Source organism: Sphingomonas sp. BK481 (genome assembly GCF_014194875.1).
In the GTDB taxonomy this organism is placed as follows: domain Bacteria; phylum Pseudomonadota; class Alphaproteobacteria; order Sphingomonadales; family Sphingomonadaceae; genus Sphingomonas; species Sphingomonas aerolata.
On sequence record NZ_JACIAP010000003.1, the window covers coordinates 545,247 to 553,623 of the forward strand.

Sequence of the window (8,377 nt, forward strand, 5' to 3'; positions counted from 1 at the left end):
TGTGGGTGCCACCTTGGTTTGCCGGTCTGGATCCCCGCCTTCGCGGGGATGACGGGTTTGTGGGCTGAGTGCGGTCGTCGGTCCGGGGTCGCTCGATTGGGGCGAGCGGTCAGCCATATGCACCACCTCCCCGGCGGAGGCCGGGGTCCAGGTGGGAAGGCACTCGTGACTCCGCGTCGCCTCACGTTATTTCCGGCCCCCAACTGGGCCCCGGCCTTCGCCGGGGAGGTGGTCTAGCCGCTCACACCACTTCATACGGGACCGCGCCGCGGCGGTTGGGGTCGACGCGGATTTCGCTGGCGGCGGGCGGAAACGCGCGCTGGTCGCAGTCGGGGCGCAGGCAGATGCGGCAGGAGGCGCCGATCGGGGTGGCGATACCGCCGGTGCCGAGCGCGTCGGCGTAGATGAATTCGGACGCGTTCGCCTCTTCGCAGCCCAGCGCCACCGCATAGCGGCGCGCAGGCCGGGTATAGGTCTCGGACGGTTTCACCAGCCCCTTGGCCATCGAGACGTAGCGGATGCCGTCGCTGGTCTCGAGCAATTGCGTGAGGATGCGGTCGGGGATCGCGACCGCTTCGTGGACGATCCACAAAGGGCAGGCGCCGCCGAAGCGCGCGAACTGGAGGCGGGTGGCGGAGTGGCGCTTGGTGATGTTGCCCGCCATGTCGACGCGGCAGAAGAAGAACGGGATGCCGAGCGCGCCGGGGCGCTGGAGCGTCGAGAGCCGGTGGCAGGTCTGTTCGAAGCTGGTGCCGAAGATCCGCCGCAGCCGGTCGATGTCGTGGCGGACGCTGCGCGCCTCTGCGCGGAACCGGGCATAGGGCATGACGATCGCGCCCGCGGCGTAGTTGGTGAGCCCCGCGGTCAGCAGCGCGCGCGCGGTTTCCGATGCCATGTCGGAGGCGGCGACGATGTCGGCGATCAGATCGGCGAACTCGCCGCGCGCGACCTGATGCGCGAGCGAGAAGAGCGTGGTCTCGCCCGGCTGCGATCCGTCGAGCCGCAGCGTCGCGCCGTCATAGTCGCGTAACGGTGCTGCGAGCGCGCCCGAGATCGTCACCGAGACGCCGCGCGCCGCGAGCCGCGCCTCAAGTGCTGTGATCCGGTCGCTGCCGAGCGTCTCGCCGATTTCCTCCGCGCGGCGATCGAGCGTGTCGACATAATTGCCCGCGGCGTGAAACCAGTCGCGGACATCCTCCCAGGGGAGCCGCCCGGGTGCGCCTGACCCCGCCACGAGCCGGTCGTCGAGCGCGCGCAACTGCTCCTGCGCGCGGCGATAGGCGTCGTGCATCGCGACGAGGCGCTGGGCGAGCAAGGGCTGGTGCTTCACCGCGCGGCGGATCGCGCTCTCGTCGAGCGTGGGGGCGGCGACGCTGGTGTCGGTGACGGCTTCCAATGTCGCGACGAGCAGCGCGGTGTCGTCGGCGGCGTCGATGCTGCCCCAGTCGGCGGGGAATTCGCGCGCCAGTGTGACGAGCACCGCCTCGCTGACCGGGCGGTCGCCATTCTCGATCTGCGAGAGATAGCTGACCGAGATGCCGATCCGGACCGACATCGCCGCCTGGCTGATCCCGAGCGTGCCGCGAAGGTCGCGCAGCCGGTGTCCGACGAAGAGGCGGCGTGGGGGTGTGGTCATGCGGCGGGTGTAGTTTGCAAACATGGGTGGCACAAGTTTGCAACATTGCATTTGCGCAAAAGCTCACGCTCTGTGAAAGCCCCCAGCAGGACGGAGAGACGATGTCATCGACGATCGAAGAGCTTGAACGACGCCGCGAAGCCGCAAGAGTGGGCGGGGGTATCAAGCGGATCGGAGCGCAGCACGCCAAGGGAAAGCTGACCGCAAGGGAGCGCCTTGACGTGCTGCTGGACGAGGGATCGTTCGAGGAGCTCGACATGTATGTCGAGCATAACTGCGTCGATTTCGGCATGCAGGACCAGGTGATCCCCGGCGACGGCGTGGTCACGGGATCGGGCACGATCAACGGCCGCCTCGTCTTCGTGTTCAGCCAGGATTTCACGGTATTCGGCGGGTCGCTCAGCGAACGCCACGCGCAGAAGATCTGCAAGGTGATGGACAGCGCGATGAAGGTCGGCGCGCCGATCATCGGGCTGAACGACAGCGGCGGCGCGCGGATCCAGGAGGGCGTGGCCAGCCTTGGCGGCTATGCCGAGGTGTTCCAGCGCAATGTGCTGGCGAGCGGCGTCGTGCCGCAGCTGTCGCTGATCATGGGCCCGTGTGCGGGCGGCGCGGTGTACAGCCCGGCAATGACCGACTTCATCTTCATGGTGAAGGATTCGAGCTACATGTTCGTGACCGGGCCCGACGTGGTCAAGACGGTGACGAACGAGGTGGTCACGCAGGAGGCGCTGGGCGGTGCGGTGACGCACACGACCAAGACGTCGGTCGCGGACAATGCGTTCGAGAACGACATCGAGGCGTTGCTCGCGGCGCGCGACTTCTTCGACTTCCTGCCCGAATCAAACCGTGCGGGCGTGCCCGAGCGGCCGACCGCGGACGCGTGGGACCGGGTCGAGGAGAGCCTCGACACGCTGATCCCCGCGTCGGCGAACCAGCCCTATGACATGCACGAGCTGATCCGGAAGGTTGTCGACGAGGGCGATTTCTTCGAGACGCAGCCGGCGCATGCGGCCAACATCATCACCGGCTTCGGGCGGATCGAGGGGCGGACCGTCGGTTTCGTCGCGAACCAGCCGATGGTGCTCGCGGGCGTGCTCGACATCAACAGCTCGAAAAAGGCGGCGCGGTTCGTGCGCTTCTGCGATGCGTTCGAGATCCCGATCGTGACCTTCGTCGACGTCCCCGGCTTTCTGCCCGGCACCGCGCAGGAGCATAACGGCATCATCAAGCACGGCGCGAAACTGCTGTTCGCGTACGGCGAGGCGACCGTGCCGAAGATCACCGTGATCACGCGCAAGGCCTATGGCGGCGCGTATGACGTGATGGCGTCGAAGCATCTGCGCGGCGACCTCAACTATGCATGGCCGACCGCGGAGATCGCGGTGATGGGCGCGAAGGGCGCGGTCGAGATCATCTTCCGCGGCAAGACGCCCGAGGAGATCGCGGAGCGGACCGCGGAGTATGAGGCGCGCTTCGCCAACCCGTTCGTCGCGGCGAGCAAGGGCTTCATCGACGAGGTGATCCAGCCGCATTCGACACGGCGGCGGATCGCGCTGGGGCTGCGAAAGCTGCGCGGCAAGCAAGTCGAGAATCCGTGGAAGAAGCATGACAACATCCCGCTCTGAGGGGGCGGCTTGTTGGGTCATGCCAAGCACATTATCATGTCATGCGAAGGAGTCGTGACATGCAGACCGAACGCGTGACGTTTCTGACCACCCCCGATCACAAGGCGGCGCTCGACGCGTTTGCGGCGAGCAACGGCATGTCCGTGGGGCATGTCGTTCGCGAGGCAACCTCGCGCTATGTCGTCGAGGGCGACATGACCGAGGACGACCGCTTCAAGCTGTTGATCCACGAACTCGACGAGGCGCTTCCGGCGATGCACGCCGCGCTCGATGCGGCGATCGAGGGGCAGCAGCGTCTGCGCGCCGATATCGACGCCAGGCTGCGTGACGCCGGCCTGCTCGACGCGGAGCGTGTCGCATGAGCATGATCGGCGACGCGATGCGGACGATCGAGTCCGTCATCCTGCTCCGCAGCAAGGTCGAGCGATTGAACGAGGAACTTGCCGCGACCAACGGGCAGGTGCGACGCGTGGTCGACTCGGTCATCCAGATCAACGGACGCCTGATCCGCCTGGAAACGTTCGAGGAAATGCGGTCCGGGATACGGCCGACCCCGAGGATCGAGCAATGATCGCGCTTCTGCTTCTCCAAGCCGCGGCTGCGACAAGCACAGCAACGCCCGCGTGGAAGCTCGCCGACCGGACCAATGCGGCGGGGGTGCGCAGCATTTCCACCTCGGTCACGGGCAATGACGGGCTGTCGCGGTTCGTCGTGAAGTGCGACGTCGGCACCGAGTCGATCGTGTCGATCCAGTTCATCCAGCCGCAGTCGCTGGGGCAGGGCGCGGACAAGCCGGTCGCGGTGCGCTTCGATGGCGGGCCGGCCTTCACCTATAACTGGCAATTTCCGGGGACGGGGACGTACATCACCGATCCCGTGGCGATCACGCGGCTGACGACGTTCCTGGTGAAATCGAAGACGTTGCGGGTCGAGGCGACCAATGGCGCAGGCTTTGCGGTGCAGGCCAATTTCGCCGCGCCGGCGAGCGATGCGATGGTGCGGCAGGTGCTGGGGGTGTGCGGCTATACGCTGGGCGTCGTGCCGCCGCCGCCGCCTGCGCCGCCCGCGGCGGAGGATGCGCAATGACTTTGGGCCGCCTCAACCATGTCGGGGTCGCGACGCCGTCGATCGCGAAGTCGGTCGAGACGTACCGGGTGCTGCTCGGTGCGACTGTGATCGGGGAGCCGTTCGACCTGCCTGCGCAGGGCGTGAAGGTGTGCTTCATCGATGCGCCGAATACGCAGATCGAGCTGATCGAGCCCTATGACGAGAGTTCGCCGATCGCGGGGTTCCTGCGCAAGAACCCGGCGGGGGGGCAGCATCATGTGTGTTTCGAGGTGCCCGATATCGCGGCCGCGGTCGCGGAGCTGAAGGCGAAGGGGGCGACGGTGCTCGGCGAACCGCGGATCGGCGCGCATGGCACGCCGATCGTGTTCGTCCACCCGAAGGACTTTGGCGGGATGCTCGTCGAGTTGATGGAGACGCCGGGGGAGGATCATTGACCCTGCATCCTTTGTCCGTTGGTGCTGGGCGTGGTCGGAGTGCGTGGGACTCAGGCCCTTCGACTTCGCTCAGGGCGAACGGCGGGGGTGGGGCATGCCCTTCGACTTCGCTCAGGGCGAACGGCGGGGGTGGGGCATGCCCTTCGACTTCGCTCAGGGCGAACGGGTGGGGTGGGGCTTGCCCTTCGGCTTCGCTCGGGGCGAACGGAAGGGGCGTGGCTAGCCGACTGGGGCGTAATCGATGGGGGAGACTGGCATGACCGCCTATGAGCATATCCTGAGCGAGCGGCGTGGCGACGTGCTGGTGCTGACGCTCAACCGGCCCGACCGGCTGAATGCGGCGCCGCCGGCGATGTTCGAGGAGATCGCGGCCGCGGTCGCCTCGCTCGACGGTGCGCGGGCGGTGCTGATCGCGGGTGCGGGGCGGGCGTTCTGTTCGGGCGCGGATGTCGGCGGCGGGGCGCTGGGGTCGGATGATCCGGGTGCGGCGACCTATCAGGCGCTGACCGGCAGCTATAATCCGGCGATGGCGGCGATCGCCGATCTGGGCGTGCCGGTGGTGAGCGCGGTGCGCGGGCCGGCGGCGGGAATCGGGTGCAGCCTCGCTCTTGCCGCGGATTTCTGTGTCGCGAGCGAGAGCGCGTATTTCCTCCAGGCGTTCGTCAATATCGGGCTGGTACCCGATGGCGGCGCGTCGTGGATGCTGCCGCGGCTGATCGGCCGCGCGCGTGCGACCGAGATGATGATGCTGGGTGAGCGGGTGCCCGCGGCCAAGGCGCTCGACTGGGGGATGGTGCACAAGGTCGTCGCAGACGACGCGCTCGACGCCGAGGCGTTCGCGCTGGCGGAGCGGCTCGCGGCGATGCCGACGGTGGCATTGGGGCTGATGCGGCGTGCCATCACCGCGGCGTATGCGAGCGATTATGCGGGTGCGATGGAGGCCGAGGCGGTCAACCAGCGGGCCGCGCGCGGGTCTGCGGATTCGATGGAGGGCGGGATCGCGTTCCTGACGAAGCGCAAGCCGGTGTTCACGGGGACGTGACCACGCGCGCTTCTCGTTCCCCGGCGGAGGCCGGGGCCCAGGCTCGATGCGCAGCATCGCACGCGCTGCCGCGCGCGATTTATTTTAGGGCTGGGCCCCGGCCTTCGCCGGGGAACTAGAGTATGACTGATAAACCGAATCCGACGCTTGCCGAGTGGGAGGCTGCCGCCGCGAAAGAGGTGAAGGGCGCCGACCTGACCTGGGCGACGCCCGAGGGGATCGACGTCAAGCCGCTCTATACCGCGGCGGACGTGACCGCCGACCCCGGCCTCCCGGGGTTCGCGCCGTTCACGCGTGGGGTGCGGGCGTCGATGTATGCGGGGCGGCCGTGGACGATCCGGCAATATGCGGGGTTCTCGACCGCGGAGGCGTCGAACGCGTTCTACAGGCGGAATCTTGCCGCGGGGCAGAAGGGGCTCTCGGTCGCGTTCGATCTGGCGACGCATCGCGGCTATGACAGCGACCATCCGCGGGTGACGGGCGATGTCGGCAAGGCCGGCGTCGCGATCGACAGCGTCGAGGACATGAAGATCCTGTTCGACGGCATCCCGCTCGACAAGATGTCGGTCAGCATGACGATGAACGGCGCGGTGATCCCGATCCTCGCCTTCTTCATCGTCGCGGGCGAGGAGCAGGGCGTGCCCCGGCACTTGCTCGACGGGACCATCCAGAACGACATCCTCAAGGAGTTCATGGTCCGCAACACCTATATCTACCCGCCCGAGCCGAGCATGCGGATCATCTCGGACATCTTCGGCTACACCAGCCGCGAGATGCCCAAGTTCAACAGCATCTCGATCAGCGGCTATCACATGCAGGAGGCGGGGGCGACGCAGCTCCACGAGCTCGCCTTCACGATCGCCGACGGCATGGAATATGTGAAATACGGCGTCGCGAGCGGGCTCGACATCGACAAGTTCGCCGGGCGGCTGTCGTTCTTCTTCGCGATCGGCATGAACTTCTTCATGGAGATCGCCAAGCTGCGTGCGGCGCGCGTGCTGTGGCACCGCGCGATGACCGAGCTGGGCGCGCAGGACGAGCGCTCGAAGATGCTGCGCACGCATTGCCAGACGAGCGGCGTGTCGCTGACCGAGCAGGACCCGTACAACAACGTCATGCGCACGACGATCGAGGCGATGGCGGCGATGCTGGGGGGCACGCAGTCGCTCCACACCAACGCGCTCGACGAGGCGATCGCGCTGCCGACCGACTTTTCCGCGCGGATCGCGCGCAACACGCAGATCGTGCTGCAGGAAGAGACGGGGATGACCAAGGTCGTCGATCCGCTGGGCGGCAGTTACTATGTCGAGAGCCTGACGCAGAGCCTGGTCGATGGCGCGTGGACGCTGATCGAGCGGATCCAGGCCGAGGGCGGGATGGCGAAGGCGGTCGCGGCGGGCTGGCCCAAGGCGATGATCGAGGAGGCCGCCGCGGGACGCCAGGCGCGCGTCGATCGCGGCGAGGACGTGATCGTCGGGGTCAACAAGTACAAGCTCGCCGAGCAGGACGCGATCGAGATCCTCGACGTCGACAATGTCGCGGTGCGCGCAGGCCAGGTCGAGCGGATCGCGCGGGTGAAGGCGACGCGGGACGAGGAGGCGTGCCGCGCGGCGCTCGATGCGCTGCGCGAGGGCGCGAAGGGGTCGGAGAACCTGCTCGCGCTCGCGGTCGAGTGTGCGCGGGCGCGGGCGACGCTCGGCGAGATCTCGTCGGCGATGGAGGATGTGTTCGGACGCTATGGCACGCAGCCGACGCCGGTGTCGGGCGTCTATGGCGGCGCGTATGAGGATGATGCGCGCTGGACGCGGCTGACCGACGGGGTCGAAGCGACCGAGCGGCGGCTGGGACGCAAGCCCCGCATGCTGGTCGCCAAGATGGGGCAGGACGGGCATGACCGCGGCGCCAACCTCGTCTCGTCGATGTTCGGCGATCTGGGGTTCGAGATCGTGCCGGGCGCGCTGTTCCAGACCCCGGCGGAGGTCGCCGCGCTCGCGCTCGCCAAGGACGTCGACGTGGTCGGTGCGTCGAGTCTGGCGGCGGGGCACAAGACGCTGATCCCCGAGCTGATCGGCCACCTGCGCGAGGCGGGGCGCGCGGATATCAAGGTGATCGCGGGTGGCGTTATTCCCGCACAGGACTATCAGGCGCTGCGTGATGCCGGGGTCCAGGCGATCTTCGGACCCGGCACCAACCTGATCCAGGCCGCCGAGGACGTGTTGAAGCTCCTTGGCCATAATATGGGCCCGCAAGAGGAAGCCGCAGAATGACCGATACGATGATCCGCACGAGCCCCTCCGGTGACGGCTATGGGGCGCCTGCGAGCCCCTCCCCTTCAGGGGAGGGGTTGGGGTGGGGTTCCGCCGCGAGCGCGACGTCGGATATGCGGACGGGGGGGGGCCCCCCCCCCCCCCCCCCCCCCGCCCGGGGGGGGGGGGGGGGGGGGGGGGGGGGGGCGCGGGGGGCGGCGGGCGGGGGGGGGGGGGGGGGGGGGGCGGGCGGGGGGCGGCGGGGGGGGGGGCGGGGGGGGTGGGGGGGGGGGCAGGAGACGAGCGCGGAAACGACACCACAC

Annotated in this window: 8 protein-coding genes; 7 read left to right on the plus strand and 1 reads right to left on the minus strand. The window is 68.2% G+C overall.

What is annotated here, in order from left to right; genetic code table 11:
• Positions 1-241: 241 nt before the first annotated feature.
• Complete coding sequence (locus FHY04_RS08955) at positions 242-1,636, minus strand: short-chain fatty acyl-CoA regulator family protein (RefSeq protein WP_183936154.1); 1,395 nt, start codon at positions 1,634-1,636, stop codon at positions 242-244.
• A 101-nt stretch (positions 1,637-1,737) separates the two neighbouring features.
• Between FHY04_RS08955 and FHY04_RS08960 the strand changes: the two genes are divergently transcribed.
• From FHY04_RS08960 to scpA, 7 genes are all read left to right on the plus strand, one after another.
• The gene (locus FHY04_RS08960) at positions 1,738-3,264 is read left to right on the plus strand and encodes an acyl-CoA carboxylase subunit beta (protein WP_183936155.1); all 1,527 of its coding nucleotides are present in this window, start codon (positions 1,738-1,740) and stop codon (positions 3,262-3,264) included.
• 59 nt (positions 3,265-3,323) lie between these two features.
• A complete protein-coding gene (locus tag FHY04_RS08965; RefSeq protein ID WP_056673713.1) occupies positions 3,324-3,626 on the plus strand; it encodes a hypothetical protein in 303 nt (100 codons plus the stop codon).
• On the plus strand, positions 3,623-3,835 hold the full coding sequence (locus tag FHY04_RS08970) for a hypothetical protein (RefSeq protein ID WP_037530777.1): 213 nt from the start codon (positions 3,623-3,625) through the stop codon (positions 3,833-3,835). Before FHY04_RS08965 ends, FHY04_RS08970 begins: the two co-directional genes overlap by 4 nt.
• Positions 3,832-4,350: a hypothetical protein gene (locus FHY04_RS08975; RefSeq protein ID WP_159512118.1), complete on the plus strand. Its 519-nt coding sequence runs from the start codon at positions 3,832-3,834 to the stop codon at positions 4,348-4,350. The genes FHY04_RS08970 and FHY04_RS08975 overlap by 4 nt, the downstream gene beginning before the upstream one ends.
• The gene (mce, locus tag FHY04_RS08980) at positions 4,347-4,766 is read left to right on the plus strand and encodes a methylmalonyl-CoA epimerase (RefSeq protein WP_183936156.1); all 420 of its coding nucleotides are present in this window, start codon (positions 4,347-4,349) and stop codon (positions 4,764-4,766) included. The genes FHY04_RS08975 and mce overlap by 4 nt, the downstream gene beginning before the upstream one ends.
• Before the next feature lie 256 nt (positions 4,767-5,022).
• The gene (locus FHY04_RS08985) at positions 5,023-5,808 is read left to right on the plus strand and encodes an enoyl-CoA hydratase-related protein (RefSeq protein WP_183936157.1); all 786 of its coding nucleotides are present in this window, start codon (positions 5,023-5,025) and stop codon (positions 5,806-5,808) included.
• Between the two features lie 122 nt (positions 5,809-5,930).
• Complete coding sequence (gene scpA / locus FHY04_RS08990) at positions 5,931-8,075, plus strand: methylmalonyl-CoA mutase (protein ID WP_031441845.1); 2,145 nt, start codon at positions 5,931-5,933, stop codon at positions 8,073-8,075.
• Positions 8,076-8,377: the final 302 nt, after the last annotated feature.

Bases quoted from the DNA above. Each gene is read 5' to 3' on its own strand.
- FHY04_RS08955 (WP_183936154.1), bottom strand. From the start codon at position 1,636: ATGACCACACCCCCACGCCGCCTCTTCGTCGGACACCGGCTGCGCGAC.
- FHY04_RS08960 (WP_183936155.1), top strand. From the start codon at position 1,738: ATGTCATCGACGATCGAAGAGCTTGAACGACGCCGCGAAGCCGCAAGA.
- FHY04_RS08985 (WP_183936157.1), top strand. From the start codon at position 5,023: ATGACCGCCTATGAGCATATCCTGAGCGAGCGGCGTGGCGACGTGCTG.
- FHY04_RS08965 (WP_056673713.1), top strand. From the start codon at position 3,324: ATGCAGACCGAACGCGTGACGTTTCTGACCACCCCCGATCACAAGGCG.
- mce (WP_183936156.1), top strand. From the start codon at position 4,347: ATGACTTTGGGCCGCCTCAACCATGTCGGGGTCGCGACGCCGTCGATC.
- FHY04_RS08970 (WP_037530777.1), top strand. From the start codon at position 3,623: ATGAGCATGATCGGCGACGCGATGCGGACGATCGAGTCCGTCATCCTG.
- FHY04_RS08975 (WP_159512118.1), top strand. From the start codon at position 3,832: ATGATCGCGCTTCTGCTTCTCCAAGCCGCGGCTGCGACAAGCACAGCA.
- scpA (WP_031441845.1), top strand. From the start codon at position 5,931: ATGACTGATAAACCGAATCCGACGCTTGCCGAGTGGGAGGCTGCCGCC.